This window comes from Mesorhizobium shangrilense (assembly GCF_040537815.1).
GTDB lineage: Bacteria > Pseudomonadota > Alphaproteobacteria > Rhizobiales > Rhizobiaceae > Mesorhizobium > Mesorhizobium shangrilense.
This window is the reverse complement of sequence record NZ_JBEWSZ010000001.1, coordinates 5,067,741-5,086,335: the sequence shown is the minus strand read 5'-3', so window position 1 is coordinate 5,086,335 and position 18,595 is coordinate 5,067,741. Positions and strand designations below refer to the sequence as shown.

The window sequence follows — 18,595 nt, the reverse complement described above, 5'->3', positions numbered from 1 at the left end:
CTTTTTTGGAGGGGAGTAGGGGAATAAGGCAGTAGGACAATAGGGGAAGTGGCAATTGCCGCTCGTCCCGTTCGTCCTATTCCCTTACTGCCTTACTGCCTTACTGCCCTACTCCCCTACTCCCTTACTGCCCTACCTAACCCTTGATCGCCTCGACCAGGGTCGTGCCAAGCCTTGCCGGCGAAGGCGATACCTTGATGCCGGCCGATTCCATTGCCGCGATCTTGTCCTCGGCACCGCCCTTGCCGCCGGAGATGACCGCGCCCGCGTGGCCCATGGTGCGGCCTGCCGGCGCGGTGCGTCCCGCGATGAAGCCGGCCATCGGCTTCCTGCGGCCACGCTTGGCTTCGTCTTTGAGGAACTGCGCGGCGTCTTCCTCGGCCGAACCGCCGATCTCGCCGATCATGATGATCGACTTGGTCTCGTCGTCGGCGAGGAACATCTCGAGCACGTCGATGAATTCGGTGCCCTTGACAGGGTCGCCGCCAATACCGACGGCGGTGGTCTGGCCGAGGCCGACATTGGTGGTCTGGAACACAGCCTCATAGGTAAGTGTTCCCGAGCGCGAAACAACGCCGACCGAGCCCTTGCGGAAGATGTTTCCGGGCATGATGCCGATCTTGCATTCGTTGGGGGTGAGCACGCCCGGGCAGTTCGGGCCGATCAGCCGCGAGGTCGAGCGGTCGAGCCGTGCCTTGACCTTGATCATGTCCATCACCGGGATGCCTTCGGTGATGCAGATGATCAGCGGGATCTCGGCCTCGATCGCTTCCAGGATCGCTTCGGCGGCACCCGCCGGCGGCACGTAGACGACCGAAGCGTTGGCGCCGGTCTTTTCCTTGCCCTCGGCGACCGTGGCGAAGATCGGCAGGCTCTCGCCCTTCGACCCGGTCCAGGTCTCGCCGCCCTTCTTGGGGTGGATGCCGCCCACCATCCTGGTGCCGTGATAGGCCAGCGCCTGTTCGGTGTGGAACGTGCCGGTCTTGCCGGTCAGGCCCTGCACCAACACCTTGGTGTTCTTGTCGACGAGAATGGACATCGGAGCCCTTTTCTAAAAACCGTTGATCGAGGAAGGCGAGACGCGTCGGTAGACGCCGCTCACCATGTCTTGCCAGATGGCGCTGCCGGGCGGCTGGAACTCCAGCCGCATGCGGTAGCTGTCATCTGTAGTGAAGTGATAGGTCAAACGTGCCGCACCGCGGTGCGACGAGCGGAGCAGTTCCAACGCGCTGCCGTTCCAGCTCCCCGTGGCCGGCGAGGCCGGCACGAAGCCCATCGAGTCGAACTGGTGCATGGTGACGACACTGTTCTGCCGGTCGAAGCCGAACACAGAGTGCGCGCCGAACGAAACCGTGCCGTCGCGGCGCTGGCGATAGCGCTGCACCACGAACAGGCCTCCGAACTGTGCCTCTGCCAGCACTTCGCAACTTGCCGTGCCGCCATCGGTCCATTGTGTGTCCGCCACCTCTTCCTCGCCACGCCACGCGCCGACCAGCGCCTGCAGGCGCTGGTGATCGGCCGAGAGCGAAGAGAAGGACCCCGCGTTCATGGTCAGAGCCGCTTCAGGTCGGAGACGGTGAGGTCGCTCTTGGCATTGCCGGTGTTGAGCGTCGTCGCCGGCTCGAACATCAGCACCACCGGCTCTGTCGTGAGCGAGCGCGGCCGATGCTCGACGCCGCGCGGCACGACGATGAAGTCGCCCTCGCCGAGCTCGACCGGACCGTCGCGGAAATCGATGGCAATGCGCCCACGCAGCACGAGGAAGGCTTCGTCCTCATTGTCATGCGCGTGCCAGTCGAAGATCTCGCCGAATTTGGCGACCTTCGCCTGGCTGTCGTTCACGTCGCCGGCGATATGCGGATCGAAGACCTTGGCGATCTTCGCGTCCGCCGCCTCGACGAGATTTATCTTGCGCGGAGGCATCCGCTCAGCCCTTCACCGCCGCCACGATCTTCTTGGCTGCATCGTCGAGATCGTCAGCCGAAACCACGTTCAGGCCGCTGTCGTTGATGATCTTCTTGCCGAGTTCGGCATTGGTGCCTTCGAGACGCACCACCAGCGGCACCTTCAGACCGACTTCCTTGACCGCGGCGATCACGCCCTCGGCGATGATGTCGCACTTCATGATGCCGCCGAAGATGTTGATCAGGATGCCCTTGACCGCCGGATCCTTGGTGATGATCTTGAACGCCGCCGTCACTTTCTCCTTGGACGCACCGCCGCCGACATCGAGGAAGTTGGCGGGCTCGGCGCCATAGAGCTTGATGATGTCCATCGTCGCCATGGCGAGGCCGGCACCATTGACCATGCAGCCGATATTGCCGTCGAGCGCGACATAGGCGAGGTCGTATTTCGACGCCTCGATCTCCTTCTCGTCCTCTTCGGTGGTGTCGCGCAGTTCCAGCACGTCGGGGTGACGGAATAGCGCATTGTTGTCGAACGACACTTTCGCGTCGAGCACGCGCAGCCGGCCGTTCTTCATGACGATCAGCGGATTGACCTCGAGCAGGCTCATGTCCTTCTCGACGAAGGCCTTGTAGAGGATCGGGAACAGCGCATCGCCATCCTTGGCCGCATCGCCGTCGAGCTTCAGCGCGCTGTTGAGCGCCTTCACATCGGTTGATGTCACGCCCTTTTCCGGGTCGATGGCGACGGTGATGATCTTTTCCGGCGTGTCATGGGCGACCGCCTCGATGTCCATGCCGCCTTCGGTCGAGACGACGAAGGCAACGCGGCCGACCGTGCGGTCGACCAGGATCGACAGATAGAGCTCGCGCTCGATGTCGGCACCGTCCTCGATATAGAGGCGGTTGACCTGCTTGCCGGCCGGGCCGGTCTGCTTGGTCACCAGCGTGTGGCCGAGCATCTCATTGGCATTGGCGACCACTTCGGCCACCGACTTCGACAGCCGCACGCCGCCCTTGGCGTCGGGGCCGAGCTCCTTGAACTTACCCTTGCCGCGGCCGCCGGCATGGATCTGGCTCTTCACCACATAGAGCGGACCGGGCAGCGCTTTGGCGGCGGCTTCCGCCTCGCTCGCCTTGAACACCGGCACGCCTTCGGCCACCGGCGCGCCGAACGTCTTCAGCAGCGCCTTGCCTTGATATTCATGGATGTTCATGTGGATTTTCTCCGGATCATTGACTGGAGGTTCACTTCGAAGCCAGGTGCGGCGCGATCTTGACGCAGGCCTCGGTGAGGCCCTGCACGGTCGCCACCGAACTGTCGAACATCTTCTGCTCGCTCTTGTTGAGGTCGATCTCGATGATGCGCTCGACGCCGCCGGCGCCGATCACCACGGGAACGCCGACATAGGTGCCCTTGACGCCGTACTGGCCGGAGAGATGCGCGGCGCAAGGCAGCACGCGCTTCTTGTCCTTGAGATAGGCTTCGGCCATCTGGATCGCCGAGGCCGCCGGGGCATAGTAGGCCGAGCCGGTCTTGAGCAGGCCGACGATCTCGGCGCCGCCGTCACGGGTGCGCTGCACGATCTGGTCGAGCTTCTCCTTGGAGGTCCAGCCCATCTTGACGAGGTCCGGCAGCGGAATGCCGGCCACCGTCGAATAGCGGATCATCGGCACCATGGAATCGCCGTGGCCGCCGAGCACGAAGGCGGTGACGTCCTCGACCGAGACCTTGAATTCCTCGGCCAGGAAGTAGCGGAAGCGCGCGCTGTCGAGCACGCCGGCCATGCCGACGACATGGGTCTTGGGCAGGCCGGAAAACTTCTGCAGCGCCCAGACCATGGCGTCGAGCGGGTTGGTGATGCAGATGACGAAGGCCTTCGGCGCGTACTTCTTCAGCCCGGCGCCGACCTGTTCCATGACCTTCAGGTTGATGCCCAGCAAATCGTCGCGGCTCATGCCCGGCTTGCGCGGCACGCCGGCGGTGACGATGCAGACATCCGCGCCCTCGATGCCGGCATAGTCGTTGACGCCGGTCAGCCTGGAGTCGAAACCATCGACGGGCGACGACTGCGCGATGTCCAGCCCCTTGCCCTGCGGGATGCCCTCGGCAATATCAAACAGCACCACGTCGCCGAGGTCCTTGAGGCCGATCATGTGGGCGAGCGTGCCGCCGATCATGCCAGAGCCGATGAGCGCTATCTTGTTGCGTGCCATGTCAGGATGTTTTCCCTTTGTCTGTGACGGCGCCAGTACGGCGTCGAGGAAGAGGCCGGAATGCTGCGGGGAACCGCGAATTTTCGCCGCACCCAATAGCTCCGGTGCAAGGTAAATTCAAACGATTATTTTGGAGTGAGCATTTTCAATCGGTTAGATGAGTTGGGATTTACGTAAACGTCAAAGTTTGTAAGCCGACTTGGGAGAATTTACACAATGACCCCGGAAATTCGAAGACTAGAAGCGGGTGATGACGCCCTTGTGATGCAAGTCGCGGACAATGTGTTCGACGAACCGGTGAGACCGGATCGGCTGGCAACCTATCTCGAGCAATCCGGCCATTTCATGGTCGTCGCCATCGTCGACGGCGTCGTCGTCGGCCAATGCGCGGCCGTCATCCACCGCCACCCCGACAAGGTGACGGAACTCTATATCGACGAGGTCGGCGTCTCGCCGGCCTTCCAGCGCCAGGGCATCGCGCGCAGAATGCTCGACGCGATGTTCGAAATCGGCAGGGAGAATGGCTGCGAAGAGGCCTGGGTCGGCACCGAGCCGGACAATGTCGCCGCCCGCGCGCTCTACGAGTCGCGCAAGGAGCCACACGGGCCGGCTGAGGACTTCGTCATGCATGTGTACAAGCTTTAGGCTTGGGCCTGTTGCGCGTCCGACGACGCCGCCTTCGCCTTCTGCCGCTCCGCCCAGTCTTCCAGCCAGTCGCGGCTCTGCATCTCGATCAATCGCGATGCCGTGCGCTCGAATTCGAAGACCTCGACGCCACGCTTGGCCACATAGAGCTGCGGCGGTGGGGCCTCGGCACTCACCACCAGCCGCACATGATGGTCGTAGAGCGTATCGATCAGCAGGATGAAGCGCTTGGCCTCGTTGCGCTTGCCCTCGCCCAGCACCGGGACGTGATCGATGAAGAGGGTTGAAAACCGCCCCGCTATGGCCAGGTAATCGCGGGCGCCAAGCGGCTTTTCGCACAGTTCGGCGAAGGTAAACCGCGCCGCGCCGTCGGCCGCGCGCGGCACGACCACCTGCCGTCCCTTGATGGTCAGCGACGTCTCCGACGCCGGTTCGCCGCGCGTCATGGTGCGCCACGCCTCGTCGAGCGCCCGATCGGCCGCGGCATCGGCCGGCGTGACATAGACCGCCGTGCGGGCGAGCTTTTCCAGCCGGTAATCCTTGTCGGTGTCGAGCGACAGAACATGCGCGTGCCGCTCCAATATGGCGATGAACGGCAGGAAAAGCTGGCGGTTCAGGCCGTCGCGGTAGAGGTCGGCCGGGGCGACGTTGGAGGTGGCGACCAGCACCACGCCGCTCGCGAACAGCGCCGAGAACAGCCGCGACAGGATCATCGCGTCGGCAATGTCGGTGACCGAGAATTCGTCGAAGCACAGCACCCAGGCCTGTTCGGCAAGTGCCTTGGCCACGGGCGGGATCGGATCGTCCTCCTTGACCTCGCCATTCTTGCGCGCCTGCCGGTGCTTCTGGATGCGGTCCTGCACGTCGGCCATGAAGTCGTTGAAATGGACGCGGCGCTTGCGCCTCACCGGCACCAGGTCGAAGAACATGTCCATCAGCATGGTCTTGCCGCGGCCGACGCCGCCATGGATGTACAGGCCTTTGACGGCTTCGTGCGTCTCGCGCTTGCGGGCAAACAGCCAGCCCAGCGCGCTCGATTTGTGCGCCAGCCGCTTTGCCGAGATCTCGTCGGTCAGCCGGTCGAGCGCAGCAGTGATTCGTTCCTGCGCCGGATCGCGTTCGATCGCACCGGTTTCCACCAGATGGTCGTAGCGCTGCCTGACGGTCGCATGGGTCTGGAGGCCGTCACGCAGATGCATCGGTCACGTCGTTTTTTCTTATACATGTCGCTGCCCCAGAAGCAGGCCACTTTTGAGCGACATGCATTGGGAGAAGCCAAGCTTACCTTGTAAGCGAAATCGGCTGGCCGCTGGAAGTCTGGCCGTCGAATTTCGAGCCGCCCGAGGAATAGAGCCGCGCCAGCGTGCCGCCATTGTCGTCATAGAGCGTCAACTGCTTGCCGGAAACGTTCCAGGACTTGATGCCGTCGATCGGAGCCGGGCAATGCAACGGTCCGGCGCGGAAGCCGGCGCCGAACTTGGTCTGCGGCGTCGCGATCTTGCAGCTCTGGCCGGAGACGCTGGCATTCCAGACGCCGGCGACGTTGGCCGCGGTCAGATCGGCGGCTCCGGTGGGGGCCGATCCATCCGGCGGCAATGAGGCCACCTGGGTGTTGTTCTGCGGCGCGGTCGGAAATTGCGACGGATCGGTGGTGCCGGGTGCCGCTGGCGGCGGCAGCTGGTTGGCGGTCACCTTGCCGGCGGGCGTGGCCTGCAGCGGCGCGGGCTGCTGGTCATCCATCGACGAGAACCGCGAGGTTGTGCAGCCGCTCGCAAAAAGAGCGGCCAGTGATACGGCCACCAGACCGGTTTTCGAAAAATTCATTCCAAACCTCCGTCGGATCGGCGGGGCTGCCGTCCGCGCAATGTCACCCCCACCAAGATGGAGAAGGTGGCGAAATTTCAACCCGATATGGTTAAAATACGGTTCGCGGCAACATCTGTTGCAAATTTATCACGACAGGCCCCGACCACAGCCTGCTTTCAAAGAGCGCCCGGGCATGGCATTCGGCGTCAAGCGTGCGTACTGCATCGCCTCACCTAGCGCGGTTCGAACCGGTAGAGCGATTGCGAAAGCGGCACCGGAGCTCGCAGCAGGTCGGCGCATCGGCGGTCCAGTGCAAGTGCCAGATCATGAGCCCGCAGCACTGCCGTCTTCCAATCACCGGCTGTTTTCAGCAAGGCCAGCGACTCTGAAGGGCGGTCGGCTGCGATCATGAGTTCTGCCGCGACGATGCGATCTTCCGGCGAGATGGTTTCGCCGGCCTTCAGCTTACCGGCCAATCCGACCCACTGTTCCCAAGGGAAGGCGGTGGTGAGCTGTTTCGGGCGAGGTGGCGGTTCGTCGCCATTGCCTTGCATGAACCGGGCTAGCGTCACCCGCGCCAACGCCCTGTCGATGAACAACTCCGCCGTTTCGCCCTGCATCTCGGAAATCAAGGCGTGACGCAGATTATCCTGCCGGTCGCGGTGACCAAGAACATAATCGATCGCGTTGAGCATGGCTGCCGTAACAGCATCGGGATTGTTGGTCGGGTCGAGCTGTCTTGCTGCAATCTGGGCATTGAGCGCCCCTGCCACCGTGGGACCGAGGCGCAAATCGCCTGTCTGGTTCATGAGCGTGAGCAGGATCGCGGCTTGAGGAGCATGGGCAATCAGCTGCCCGATCGACCGGATGGCTGGACCCATGCCGTTTTGACGGTCGACCGCCTGCACCTCCGCTGGCTGTCTGGAGATATCGAAGGAAGGGCGAAGATCAGCTGAGTAAAGGGTACGGCGGATAGAGCCCGTGCGACTGGCCTTGTCGGGGCGCACGGCGGATGGAAGCCTATCAAGGTAGGCGACGTAGTCGGAGAGGTCCTCCTTGGCTGCCCGCATCTCGAGAGCCAGCCGCCAAATGCCTGCATCTTCGGCCTTTTGGGCGAGATGTGACTTTGCTTCCTCATCGAGATCGGATAGCGCCCGCGCAGTTCCTTTGGCGGCTTCCGACGCCTGGTAAGGGTCGGACGTCTGCAAGCGCCCCACTTCGCCCAGCAGCCAGTCGCCGCCGTCCTCGGAGACGAGGGCACGCAAGGCAGATTGGCCAAGCTGTGGCACAATCGACTTGGCGTTGGGCAGCGGTTGCATGCCGGCAATCATCGCCGCCCTGTCCGGCGTTTTTGCATAGGCAACCCTGAGTTCGACAATGCGCAGTGGAGGATGACTGCGTTTTTCTAAGTCGGCCAGCAGTGCCGAACCTTCGGTGTAGGCAAGCCCGCCATAGCGTATCCTCAGATAGGCCGCGTCATCGCCAAAACGGTCGCGCCAGAAATTCGGGAACGTTGCGGGTTCTGCCAGCAGGAAATCGGCCGCGTCCAATATGGTTGGCGCGTAGGTGCAGGCGCTGGGCTCTGTCTGCGCGGTAGCAGCCGGCGATACCGGCGCAACTCCCGTGATCGCCGCTATGACTGCAAGAACTGCCTGCCAACGCATGTGGGCTCCTCCGCTGCGTGATCGTACACCGGAAATTATCGGCCCCACCAGCGCGCGGCCTTTCGGCCGAGCCGGCATCCGCCCGACAAATGTTTGCGCCAGAGGGCTTCGGCCCTATGTTGCAGAAACAGAAACCTGCTGGAGCCGAAAATTTGGCCGCGAGAAAGAAAGCCGCTAACCGTTATTACAGCGGCCCGCCGAGCGACCATTTCGACGGCACACTGTTTTTCAATCCCGATGGCAAGCCGCCCGGCCGTTTCGCTGACCTGCTGAAATGGCAACTCAGCGGCGAACGCTCAAAATGGCCGACAGCCAGCCCGAGCCCATTTCCGCCGGCAAAGCCAGGAGCGCGGATCGAAGGTTCCGAATTGCGCGTGACGATGGTCGGCCATTCGACGCTGCTGATCCAGACGGCGGGCCTCAACATCCTCACCGACCCGGTCTGGTCCGAGCGCGTCTCACCGCTCTCCTTCGCCGGGCCGAAACGGGTCAACCCGCCAGGTGTAGCCTTCGCCGACCTGCCGCCGGTCGACCTCGTGCTGCTCAGCCACAACCACTACGATCATCTCGACCTCGCGACGCTGAAGCGGCTCAAGACAGCACATGATCCGCTGGTGATCACACCGCTCGGCAACGACGCCATCATCGAGGCCGCCGTTCCCGGCATGCGGCTGTCGATGCATGACTGGGGCGATCGTATCGACATTGGCAATGGGACAGTGATTCACATCGAGCCCGCGCATCACTGGTCGGCGCGCGGTGCGCGCGACAGGCGCATGGCGCTGTGGGCGGGCTTTGTCGTCGAAACGCCGGCCGGCAACATCTACTTTGCCGGTGATACCGGCTTTCACGATGGCATCAACTACCGGCTGATGGCGCAAAAACATGGCGGCTTCCGCTTCGCCATCCTGCCGATCGGCGCCTACGAGCCGCGCTGGTTCATGGAGCCGCAGCACCAGAACCCGCAAGAAGCCGTGCAAGGCATGAAACTGTGCAACGCCGCATACGCCGCCGGCTGTCACTGGGGCACGTTCCATCTCACCGACGAGCCAATCGACGAGCCGGCAAGACATCTGGCCGAAGCATTGGATGCCGCGGGCCTTTCGCAGGACCATTTCCGCGCCTTGCACCCCGGTGAAGCTTGGGACGTGCCGCAATCGCCGACTGCTTGACCTAGCGGACACGGGCACCGGGAACCTAAGGGTCACGATAACGTTTGGTCCGTGTCCCAGGCATATCGTTCGAGGCATTTTCAATGATCAAGTGGATCATCATTCTTCTGATTGTCGCGGCTGCCGCCAGCCTGCTCGGCATGCCGGCGCTTGCCGGAGCCGCCGCCACCGGCGCGCGCATACTGATCGGCATCGTTCTGATCATCTTCCTGCTCGTGGTGCTCGGCATCTTCGCGGTGACGTGAAATCGCTGCGCACTGGTAATTCCTGCCCGTTTCCGCCATATAGCGCCAAACGGACACGGAATTTTCGGAGCGATGGCAAGCACTGCCCCTTTCGCCAAGATGAACGGCATCGGCAACGAGATCATCGTTGCCGATATGCGCGGTCGTGCCGATCGCGTGACGCCGGAGGCTGCCATTGCGCTCAACGCCGACGCCGCCACCAAGTTCGACCAGATCATGGCCATCCATGACGCAAGGACCGATGGCACCGACTATTTCATCCACATCCTGAATTCCGACGGTTCGCGCGCCCAGGCCTGCGGCAACGGCACGCGCTGTGTCGTCCAGGCCCTTGCCGCTGACACAGGCCGCAAGACATTCACCTTCGAGACCGTCGCCGGCATCCTCAATGCCCGGGAGCATGCCGACGGGCTGATATCCGTCGACATGGGCACGCCGCGCTTTGGCTGGCAGGACATTCCGCTGGCCGAGGAATTTCGCGACACCCGCATGATCGAGCTGCAGATCGGGCCTATCGACGCGCCTGTTCTGCATTCGCCCTCGGTCGTTTCGATGGGCAATCCGCACGCCATCTTCTGGGTCGATCGCGATGTCTGGTCCTACGAGCTCGACCGTTTCGGGCCGCTGCTCGAGAACCATCCGATCTTCCCCGAGCGGGCCAACATCACCATCGCGCAGGTGACCTCACCGGAAACCATGGTCATCCGTACCTGGGAACGCGGCGCCGGCCTGACCAAGGCCTGCGGCTCCGCCGCTTGCGCATCGGTGGTCGCCGCCGCCCGCACCAAGCGGACCGGACGCAGCGTTACCCTGATGACACCTGGCGGCGGTTCGCTGCATGTCGAGTGGCGCGAGGACGACCACGTCATCCTGACCGGCGCGGCCGAATGGGAATTTTCGGGCAGCTTCGATCCCTCGACCGGAATCTGGGCCCGCGACACCGAAAGCGCAGCCTGATGTCGGCTCTTCCCAAGGGCGTCGATATGGCTGGGGGTGTCGACGTGGTGACGTTCGGCTGCCGCCTGAACACCTATGAGTCCGAGGTGATGCGGCGCGAGGCCGAAAGCGCCGGCCTGGGTGCTCTGGCCGGCGGCGCCGTGATCTTCAACACCTGCGCCGTCACCGGCGAGGCCGTGCGCCAGGCCAAGCAGGCGATCCGCAAGGCACGCCGCGAAAATCCCCAGGCGCGCATCATCGTCACCGGCTGCGCCGCGCAGACCGCGCCGCAGGATTTTACCGCCATGGACGAGGTCGACCTCGTCCTCGGCAATGACGAGAAGCTGAAGGCGCATTCCTATCGCGCCTTGCCGGATTTCGGTGTCAACGACACCGAGAAGGCGCGCGTCAACGACATCTTTTCAGTGCGCGAGACGGCCGGGCACATGGTCGACGCCATCGAGGGCCGGGCGCGTGCCTTCGTCCAGGTGCAGAATGGCTGCGACCACCGTTGCACCTTCTGCATCATTCCCTACGGGCGCGGCAATTCGCGTTCGGTGCCGATGGGCGCCGTGGTAGAGCAGGTGAAGCGGCTTGCCGGAAACGGCTATGCCGAGATCGTTTTGACCGGCGTCGACATGACCAGTTTCGGAGCCGACCTGCCGGGCGCGCCAAAACTCGGCAAGCTTGTGAAGACAATCCTCAAGCAGGTGCCCGATGTGAAGCGCCTGCGGCTCTCCTCCATTGATTCGATCGAGGCTGACGACGATCTGCTCGACGCCATCGCCACCGAGGCCCGGCTGATGCCGCATCTGCATCTGTCGCTTCAATCGGGCGACGACATGATCCTGAAGCGCATGAAGCGCCGGCATTTGCGCGATCAGTCGATCCGCTTCTGCGAGGATGTGCGCAAATTGCGTCCTGGCATCGTCTTCGGCGCCGACATCATCGCCGGCTTTCCGACCGAAACGGACGGGATGTTCGAGAATTCGGAAAAAATCGTCGAGGAGTGCGGACTGACGCACCTCCACGTCTTCCCGTTCAGCCCGCGCGAGGGCACGCCCGCCGCGCGCATGCCGCAGGTCCGCCGCGAGGTGGTCAAGCAGCGCGCCGCCCGGCTGCGCGCCGCCGGCGAAGCCGCGTATGGCAGTCATCTGTCGTCGCTTGTCGGAACGCGTCAGTCGATCCTGATCGAGCGTGACGGCCTTGGCCGCACCCAAGGTTTCACGCTTGCCGCACTCGGCACGGGTGCGCCGGGCGATATCCTCGAAGCTGATATCACCGGCCACGATGGTATCAGACTGATCGCAGCGCCGCTTGCCGCGCGCGCCGCCTGAGAACGCAAAAAATATGGCTGGTTTTTTCAAGAAGATATTTTCGTTCGGCAAGAAAGAGATTGTCGAAGAGCGGATCGACGAGACCGCGCCGCTGCCACCGATCAAATGGGATCAGCTGGATGCGCTGAAGCCGGCGGCCGAACAGGTCGTTCCGGAATTCTTGAAGCGCGACGAGCCGCAGGCGGAAATTGTGCCGACAGTTCCGGCCGAGCCGCCTCAGCCGGAACCGGCGCCTGTCGAGGAACCGGTTCCCGAGCCCATTCCAACCGTCCCGCCAGCCCCGGAGCCTACGGTTCCGTCCGAGCCCGAGATCCAGCCTGAGCCTGTACCGGCCGAGGAGCCGCGACCGGTCGAGCCCGCCCGGGAGCCACAGGCTCCCGAAATACCCGCTGAACAGCCGGCCCCGCAAGAAACGCCCGAGGTGCCGGTCGTTCCGGAACGCGTTCCGGAACCTGCGCCACCGGAAATTCCGACGCCAGAACAGCCTGAAGTCGTGCCTGTACCGGGGAGACAGCCAGAGCCTGCGCCCGTGGAAGTGCCGACGCCAGTCGAGACGCCGTCGGCGATCCCGTCCGCCAGACTTCCCTTGGATGTCAGCGCCGCCCCTCATCCGCCTGCCGGCACCTTCTCCCCGTATAGGGACGGGGAGAAGGGCGCTGATCGTGACGCCAGTGCCCCTCCTGCAAATGTTGAAGAAGAAGCCTCGGCGCTGATGCCCGCCTCGCCCCGTACTTCACGGGCAGAGGGTAAGGGTGAGGGGCAGCGCCAGCCTGCGAATGACCTTGCGCCAACCGACGAAGCCGCGCCAACGATTCCGGCGCCATCGGCGGAAATCGCGCCCCCCCTTCGCCAGCCGGCGCCCGTCGAAGCACAGCCCATCATTGCCGAGGTCGCACCCGAGCCGCAGCCGGTCACGCCACCAGCCCCGCAACCCCTGCCCGAGCCAAAGCCCGCTCCGGGCAAGGTGACCGTCACCAAGAAGGTCGAGCAGAAGGCCGAGGTGCAGAAGGCCCCGGAGCCGGCGCCGAGGCGCTCGTGGTTCCAGCGCATGAAGGACGGACTTGCCCGTTCGTCGCGCGAGCTCACCGGCAACATCGCCGGCGTCTTCACCAAGCGAAAGCTCGACGAAGAGACATTGCAGGATCTGGAGGATGTGCTGATCCGCGCCGACCTCGGCATGGAGACCGCATTGCGCGTCACCGATGCGCTGGCCGCCAGCCGCTACGGCAAGGATGTCTCCGATACGGAAGTGCGCGCCATCATGGCCGCCGAGGTCGAGAAGGTCCTGACCCCTGTCGCCAGGCCGCTGGAGCTCGACCTCAACCACAAGCCGCATGTCATCCTTGTCGTCGGCGTCAACGGCACCGGCAAGACAACAACCATCGGCAAGCTGGCGGCGAAGCTCACCGATGGCGGCCTGTCGGTGATGCTGGCGGCCGGCGACACGTTCCGTGCTGCCGCGATCGAGCAGCTGAAGATCTGGGGCGAGCGGACGAAATCGCCCGTCATCTCCTCCAAGCTCGGTGCCGATGCGGCCGGCCTTGCCTACGACGCCTTCGAGAAGGCCAAACAGGCGGGCTCCGACGTGCTGATCATCGACACCGCCGGCCGGCTGCAGAACAAGGTCGAACTGATGGCGGAACTCGAAAAGATCGTCCGCGTGCTGGGCAAGCTCGATCCGGAAGCGCCGCACACCGTGCTGCAGACGGTCGACGCTACCACCGGCCAGAACGCGCTGAACCAGGTCGAGATCTTCCGCAATGTCGCCGGCGTCAATGGCCTGGTGATGACCAAGCTGGACGGCACGGCGCGCGGCGGTATCTTGGTGGCGATCGCGGCAAAGCACAAATTGCCGGTTTATTTCATCGGCGTCGGCGAACAGGTCGACGACCTCGAACCTTTCTCGGCAAGCGAATTCGCCCGGGCGATCGCTGGAGTGGCCTAACAAGCATATCCCAGAAAGTTGCAGACTTTCTGGATCAGATCATGCGTAAGAAAGAAGTTTTCATGAACCCACCCATCCTCGAACGCGATCCGTCCGATCCTCAGAAGGGAAAAAAGGAAGGCCTCAATCCCGTGCTCAAGCTGGTGCTGGAGCTCGGGCCGCTGATGGTGTTCTTCTTCGCCAATGCGCGCGGCGAATGGCTGCTGCAGAAGTTTCCCGCGCTGGCCGAACTCGGCGGCCCGATCTTCGTCGCCACCGGACTGTTCATGGCCGCGACCGCGATCGCCCTGATCGCCTCCTGGCTGCTGACCCGCACCCTGCCGATCATGCCGATGGTGTCGGGCGTCGTCGTGCTGATCTTCGGTGCGCTGACGCTCTATCTGCAGGACGACATCTTCATCAAGATGAAGCCGACCATCGTCAACACGCTGTTTGGCGGCGTGCTGCTTGGCGGCCTGTTCTTCGGCAAGTCGCTGCTCGGCTATGTCTTCGATTCTGCCTTCAGCCTCGATGCCGAAGGTTGGCGGAAACTGACCTTCCGCTGGGGCCTGTTCTTTCTGTTCCTGGCCATCGTCAACGAAGTGGTGTGGCGCAATTTTTCCACCGACGCCTGGGTTACCTTCAAGGTCTGGGGAATCATGCCGATCACGCTTCTGTTCACGTTCAGCCAGATGCCGCTGATCCTGCGTCATTCGCTGGACGACAAGACCGGAGAGAAGGCCGGCAAACAATAGGGCCGGCAAACAATAGGGAGAGGGCCATGGAATTCGTCGCCACGCGCGAACAGCTGAGGACGATCTACAAGACGCCCCGGCCGACGGACGGCTCGATCCGCAAGGAGCTGAAGGCGCTGGATGGCCATTGCCGCTCCTTCATCGGCAAGAGCCCGTTCGTGCTGATCGGTTCATCCGATGGCGCCGGCAATGCCGACGTGACGCCGCGGGGCGACCGGCCGGGTTTCGCAGCCATTCTCGACGACAGGACCATCGCCATTCCCGACCGGCCCGGCAACAATCGTCTGGACACGCTGGAGAACATCCTCCTCAACCCTTCGGTCGGACTGCTCTTCCTCATTCCCGGCATGAACGAGACGCTGCGCGTCAATGGCGATGCCCGCATCACCGTCGATGCCACCTTGCGCGAACGGCTCGCCGTCGACGGCAGGGAGCCGCAAAGCGTCATCGTCGTCGCCGTCAAGGCCACCTACATGCATTGTGCCAAGGCCTTCATGCGCTCCGACCTGTGGAAGCCGGAGAGCTGGTACGACCGCACGACGCTGCCGACGCTCGGCCAGATCCTGCGCGACCAGCTGGCGCTTGCCGATTCCGCCGAAGCAACCGACCGCTGGCTGGACGACAGCTACAAGCAGACGATGTGGTAGGCTGTCCGGACACGATTCGTCCCGGACTGGTCCCGCACAGTGCTGAATATCATCGCCATTTCTGGCAGCCTGCGGGTGGCCTCCACCAATTCGGCCCTGGTCGCAGCACTGGCGCGAAACGCACCGCCTGGATGCCAGGTCACGGTCTATGACCGGCTCGGCCACCTGCCGATCTTCAATCCGGATGATGAAGGCGAGCGGACGCCGCCGGAAGCAGCCTTGCTGATCGACGCCGTCACAAACGCCGATGGCGTCATCGTCTCCTGCCCGGAATATGCCCATGGTGTGCCGGGTGGACTGAAGAACGCGCTCGACTGGCTGGTGTCGCGCGACGCCGCGGTCGGCAAGCCCGCCATGCTGGTACACGCGTCGCCGCGCTCGCTGTTTGCCCGATCTGCGCTGGCCGAGATCATACGGACGATGTCGTTCGCGCTTTATGACGGCGCGGAACTCGAAGTCGGTTTGCTTGGCAAGAAGGCACCAGAGGTGGCGGCTATTTTGGCTGAGGCGGAAAATGTGCTCGCGGTGCGGAAAGCGCTCACCACGTTCGCCGATTTTATCCGCTCGCGTTGATGCTCGGCGACCGCTACCTCGCTTTCGCCACTCCTCGACCTAACCCTTGCGCAACGTCTCGACGTCGGTCTTGCCGACATACCAGTCCCGCGCATTGACCTCCTCGAAGACCACCCAGACATCGTCATTGCCCAGCCCGGTAGCATCCATGATGGCCGCCGTGACTTTTTTGGCGATGTCAGCCTTCTTGCCTGCGGGATCGGCGGCGATCACTTCCTTGACGATGCGGATGTTGACGAATGGCATGATTTTCTCCCTTTGGATTTTGTCGGCTGCCGTCGGGAAGCTGATCCGAAATTCGCTCTTGCGAATTGCCTGACGGTGCCGGGAACCGCAGCGCGGCAGGCACAGCGGGTAAGCGCAGAAACGCCAGCAAAGGTCGCCAGAGAAGAGTTTCCGGCAACCTCAATAGGTCTTGGCTCCATTCACCATCAGCCGCACCGAATAGAGCGAGGTGGTGCCGGCGATGTACAGGCAGTTCATCTTGTTGCCGCCGAACACGCAATTGGCGGTCACCTCCGGCACCTTGACCTTGCCGATCAGCGTGCCGTCCGGATCGTAGCAGTGGATGCCGTCGGCAGCGCTCGTCCAGATGCGTCCGTCCGAGTCGAGCCGGAAACCGTCGAACAGGCCAGCCGTGCAGTCGGCGAACACCTTGTCGCCGGAAACCTTCTTGCCGTGCTTGCCGACGTTGAACACGCGCATATGCGCCGGATTCTGCGCACCATGCGTGCGGCCGGTGTCGACGACATAAAGCAGGCTCTCGTCCAGCGAGAAGGCGAGCCCGTTCGGCCTGACCATGTCGGTGATGACAGCCTCGATCTCACCCGTGTCGGGATCGACCCGGTAGACATGGCAGTGGCCGATCTCGCTCTCGGCCTTGTCGCCCTCATAGTCCGTGTCGATGCCGTAGCTCGGATCGGTGAACCAGATCGAGCCGTCGGACTTCACCACGACGTCATTGGGCGAATTCAGCCGCTTGCCCTTCCATTTGGCGGCGATGGTGGTGATCGAGCCATCATGCTCGGTGCGGCTGACGCGGCGCCCCGAATGCTCGCATGTCACCAGCCGGCCCTGCCGGTCGACGGTGTTGCCGTTGGAATTCCCGGACGGCTGGCGGAAGACGCTGACGCTGCCGTCCGTCTCGTCATAGCGAAGCATGCGGTTGTTCGGGATGTCGGACCAGACGATGTAGCGGCCGGCGGCGAACCAGGCCGGCCCTTCCGCCCACCGACATCCGGTAAACAGCTTCTCGACTTGCGCGCTACCGTTGAACAGTCGCGCGAAGCGCGGATCGAGAACCTCATAATAGTCTGCGGCCGCCATGCTTTTCCTCCCGGCATCACGTGACGTCAGATCAAGCCAGCCCGCGATCGATATGGCAAGACGGGGCATCCGCATTTGTAAGACAAAATGGGAGCAGGCGCGGCTCGGCTGGATCCTGGTAGTTAGGGCGCCATTAACCGGCTATGCGCTGCGTGCAATGGTGCATTGCAACATCTTCTTTTTGCAACGCACCATTCCTATGTCATGCTTCGTACCGATCAAGGGAGGAACAACGGCCGCGAGAATGCGGCTCAAGAAAAGGGAACTTACCCATGATCTTCAACGACCTCATGAACCGCGCTCGCACCAGCATTGCCAAGCGCAAGCACTACAACCGCCTCGTCGCGGAAATCGACAGCTTCTCCAGCCGCGATCTGGCCGACATGCGCGCCGACCGCAGCGAGATGCTGTATCAGGTCCACAAGCAGATTTACGGCTGATCTTTTCAGTCGACCTTCGCAACAGCGGGGCGCAGCCCCCTCACCCGGATTGCCAAACCGAATTGCAAGAGCAATTCGGGGCAATCCGGCATCTCCCCAAGGGGAGAGGAGCAGTTTGGCGCTTCCGCTTCTCTTCTCCCCGCCGGGGAGAAGGTGGCCGCGTGCGGCCGGATGAGGGAGCCTGGCGCCGCCGCTCAGTTCGGCGCGGCAAGAGCCTTGTCGATCCGCGGCAACAGCAGGCTCTGCGCCGTCTCCGGCGTCAGCGGGCCGACATGCTTGTAGGCGATCTTGCCGTCCTTGCCGATGACGAAGGTTTCCGGCACGCCGTAGACACCCCAGTCGATCGCCGTGCGGCCCGCCTCGTCAACACCGATGGCCTGGAACGGGTTGCCGAGATCGCCGAGGAACCGGCGGGCATTTTCCGGCCGGTCCTTGTAGTTCAGCGCCGCCATGACGAAGCGCTTGTCCTGCGACAAAGCGAGCAGCACGGGATGTTCTTCCCGGCACGGCGCGCACCAGGACGCGAACACGTTGACCAGCGTCACCCGCCCCGCGAACTGGCTGGAATCGAGCCCCGGCAGATTGCTGCCTTCAAGCGGCGGCAGGTTTGTCTGTGGCGCCGGCAGGCCGATCAAGGCCGACGGCACTTCCGAAATGTCGCGGCCGGACAGCAGCTGCGACAGGAACAATCCGGCCAATCCCAGGAAAACCAGCAGCGGCAAAAGCACGATCAGGCGTCGCCCACGCGCCGGCGTTTCCGTTTCCATGCTCATGACTTGACCGTCCCGGCCTTGTCGGAACGCCGCCGGATGCCGGCTGCTTCGAGTTCGGCGAGTTCGCGCTTACGTGCCCGCTGGTCGATGAGAATCCAGCCGATCAGCCCGGCCAGGACCACGGCCGTGATGCCGTAGGCTGCGGTCACGTAAAGGGCGTGAGCACTCATGCGACCCGCTCCGCCAAGACTTTCAGCCCGATCATGCCGCTTCGTTCGATCATGCCTTCCC

General features: G+C 63.3%; 22 protein-coding genes. 10 read left to right on the top strand and 12 right to left on the bottom strand.

Features of this window, described 5'->3' with window-relative positions:
* Positions 1–136: 136 nt before the first annotated feature.
* From sucD to mdh, 5 genes are read right to left on the bottom strand one after another with little or no spacing between them, the layout of a single operon-like run.
* Positions 137–1,039: a succinate--CoA ligase subunit alpha gene (sucD, locus tag ABVQ20_RS24555; protein ID WP_354462051.1), complete on the bottom strand. Its 903-nt coding sequence runs from the start codon at positions 1,037–1,039 to the stop codon at positions 137–139.
* 12 nt (positions 1,040–1,051) lie between these two features.
* Positions 1,052–1,549, bottom strand: a complete 498-nt coding sequence (locus ABVQ20_RS24550; RefSeq protein ID WP_354462050.1) for a DUF1579 family protein — start codon at positions 1,547–1,549, stop codon at positions 1,052–1,054.
* Between the two features lie 2 nt (positions 1,550–1,551).
* A complete protein-coding gene (locus ABVQ20_RS24545; protein WP_354462049.1) occupies positions 1,552–1,923 on the bottom strand; it encodes a cupin domain-containing protein in 372 nt (123 codons plus the stop codon).
* A 4-nt stretch (positions 1,924–1,927) separates the two neighbouring features.
* Positions 1,928–3,121 carry an ADP-forming succinate--CoA ligase subunit beta gene (gene sucC / locus ABVQ20_RS24540; protein ID WP_354462048.1) on the bottom strand — a complete coding sequence of 398 codons (1,194 nt, stop codon included), beginning with the start codon at positions 3,119–3,121 and terminating at the stop codon, positions 1,928–1,930.
* 31 nt (positions 3,122–3,152) lie between these two features.
* Positions 3,153–4,121 (bottom strand): malate dehydrogenase, encoded by a 969-nt coding sequence (mdh, locus tag ABVQ20_RS24535; protein WP_354462047.1) that lies wholly within the window; start codon positions 4,119–4,121, stop codon positions 3,153–3,155.
* A 216-nt stretch (positions 4,122–4,337) separates the two neighbouring features.
* Here mdh and ABVQ20_RS24530 point away from each other — a divergent pair, with 216 nt between their 5' ends.
* Positions 4,338–4,766 carry a GNAT family N-acetyltransferase gene (locus tag ABVQ20_RS24530; RefSeq protein ID WP_354462046.1) on the top strand — a complete coding sequence of 143 codons (429 nt, stop codon included), beginning with the start codon at positions 4,338–4,340 and terminating at the stop codon, positions 4,764–4,766.
* On the opposite strand, the gene zapE is transcribed toward ABVQ20_RS24530, so the two are convergent.
* The 3 genes from zapE to ABVQ20_RS24515 form a co-directional block, all read right to left on the bottom strand.
* Positions 4,763–5,965, bottom strand: coding sequence for a cell division protein ZapE (gene zapE, locus ABVQ20_RS24525; RefSeq protein ID WP_354462045.1), 1,203 nt, complete (start codon positions 5,963–5,965; stop codon positions 4,763–4,765). The genes ABVQ20_RS24530 and zapE overlap by 4 nt on opposite strands.
* 82 nt (positions 5,966–6,047) lie before the next feature.
* Positions 6,048–6,590 (bottom strand): protease inhibitor Inh/omp19 family protein, encoded by a 543-nt coding sequence (locus ABVQ20_RS24520; RefSeq protein ID WP_354462044.1) that lies wholly within the window; start codon positions 6,588–6,590, stop codon positions 6,048–6,050.
* 215 nt (positions 6,591–6,805) lie between these two features.
* Complete coding sequence (locus ABVQ20_RS24515; RefSeq protein WP_354462043.1) at positions 6,806–7,903, bottom strand: hypothetical protein; 1,098 nt, start codon at positions 7,901–7,903, stop codon at positions 6,806–6,808.
* Between the two features lie 485 nt (positions 7,904–8,388).
* On the opposite strand from ABVQ20_RS24515, the gene ABVQ20_RS24510 reads away from it, so the two are divergent.
* The 8 genes from ABVQ20_RS24510 (at position 8,389) to ABVQ20_RS24475 (ending at position 15,825) form a co-directional block, all read left to right on the top strand.
* Complete coding sequence (locus ABVQ20_RS24510; RefSeq protein WP_435528401.1) at positions 8,389–9,408, top strand: MBL fold metallo-hydrolase; 1,020 nt, start codon at positions 8,389–8,391, stop codon at positions 9,406–9,408.
* Between the two features lie 83 nt (positions 9,409–9,491).
* Entirely contained in the window at positions 9,492–9,653 is a 162-nt protein-coding gene (locus ABVQ20_RS24505) for a DUF1328 family protein (RefSeq protein WP_091576005.1), read from the top strand.
* A 72-nt stretch (positions 9,654–9,725) separates the two neighbouring features.
* On the top strand, positions 9,726–10,610 hold the full coding sequence (gene dapF, locus ABVQ20_RS24500; protein WP_354462041.1) for a diaminopimelate epimerase: 885 nt from the start codon (positions 9,726–9,728) through the stop codon (positions 10,608–10,610).
* Entirely contained in the window at positions 10,610–11,926 is a 1,317-nt protein-coding gene (gene mtaB / locus ABVQ20_RS24495) for a tRNA (N(6)-L-threonylcarbamoyladenosine(37)-C(2))-methylthiotransferase MtaB (protein WP_354462040.1), read from the top strand. The genes dapF and mtaB overlap by 1 nt, the downstream gene beginning before the upstream one ends.
* 13 nt (positions 11,927–11,939) lie before the next feature.
* Positions 11,940–13,871 (top strand): signal recognition particle-docking protein FtsY, encoded by a 1,932-nt coding sequence (ftsY, locus tag ABVQ20_RS24490; protein WP_354462039.1) that lies wholly within the window; start codon positions 11,940–11,942, stop codon positions 13,869–13,871.
* A gap of 62 nt (positions 13,872–13,933) precedes the next feature.
* Positions 13,934–14,605 (top strand): septation protein A, encoded by a 672-nt coding sequence (locus ABVQ20_RS24485; protein ID WP_354462262.1) that lies wholly within the window; start codon positions 13,934–13,936, stop codon positions 14,603–14,605.
* A 26-nt stretch (positions 14,606–14,631) separates the two neighbouring features.
* Positions 14,632–15,252 (top strand): pyridoxamine 5'-phosphate oxidase family protein, encoded by a 621-nt coding sequence (locus ABVQ20_RS24480; protein ID WP_354462038.1) that lies wholly within the window; start codon positions 14,632–14,634, stop codon positions 15,250–15,252.
* A 39-nt stretch (positions 15,253–15,291) separates the two neighbouring features.
* Positions 15,292–15,825 (top strand): NADPH-dependent FMN reductase, encoded by a 534-nt coding sequence (locus ABVQ20_RS24475; RefSeq protein ID WP_354462037.1) that lies wholly within the window; start codon positions 15,292–15,294, stop codon positions 15,823–15,825.
* Positions 15,826–15,864: 39 nt separating this feature from the next.
* Here ABVQ20_RS24475 and ABVQ20_RS24470 read toward each other — a convergent pair whose 3' ends face one another.
* Entirely contained in the window at positions 15,865–16,071 is a 207-nt protein-coding gene (locus ABVQ20_RS24470; protein ID WP_013892236.1) for a tautomerase family protein, read from the bottom strand.
* A 159-nt stretch (positions 16,072–16,230) separates the two neighbouring features.
* Entirely contained in the window at positions 16,231–17,151 is a 921-nt protein-coding gene (locus tag ABVQ20_RS24465) for an SMP-30/gluconolactonase/LRE family protein (RefSeq protein WP_354462036.1), read from the bottom strand.
* Between the two features lie 272 nt (positions 17,152–17,423).
* Here ABVQ20_RS24465 and ABVQ20_RS24460 point away from each other — a divergent pair, with 272 nt between their 5' ends.
* The gene (locus ABVQ20_RS24460) at positions 17,424–17,591 is read left to right on the top strand and encodes a hypothetical protein (protein ID WP_227344439.1); all 168 of its coding nucleotides are present in this window, start codon (positions 17,424–17,426) and stop codon (positions 17,589–17,591) included.
* A gap of 194 nt (positions 17,592–17,785) precedes the next feature.
* Here the strand turns inward: ABVQ20_RS24460 and ABVQ20_RS24455 are convergent, their stop codons facing one another.
* Entirely contained in the window at positions 17,786–18,364 is a 579-nt protein-coding gene (locus tag ABVQ20_RS24455) for a DsbE family thiol:disulfide interchange protein (RefSeq protein ID WP_354462035.1), read from the bottom strand.
* Complete coding sequence (gene ccmD, locus ABVQ20_RS24450; RefSeq protein ID WP_354462034.1) at positions 18,361–18,534, bottom strand: heme exporter protein CcmD; 174 nt, start codon at positions 18,532–18,534, stop codon at positions 18,361–18,363. Before ccmD ends, ABVQ20_RS24455 begins: the two co-directional genes overlap by 4 nt.
* Positions 18,535–18,595 lie beyond the last annotated feature (61 nt).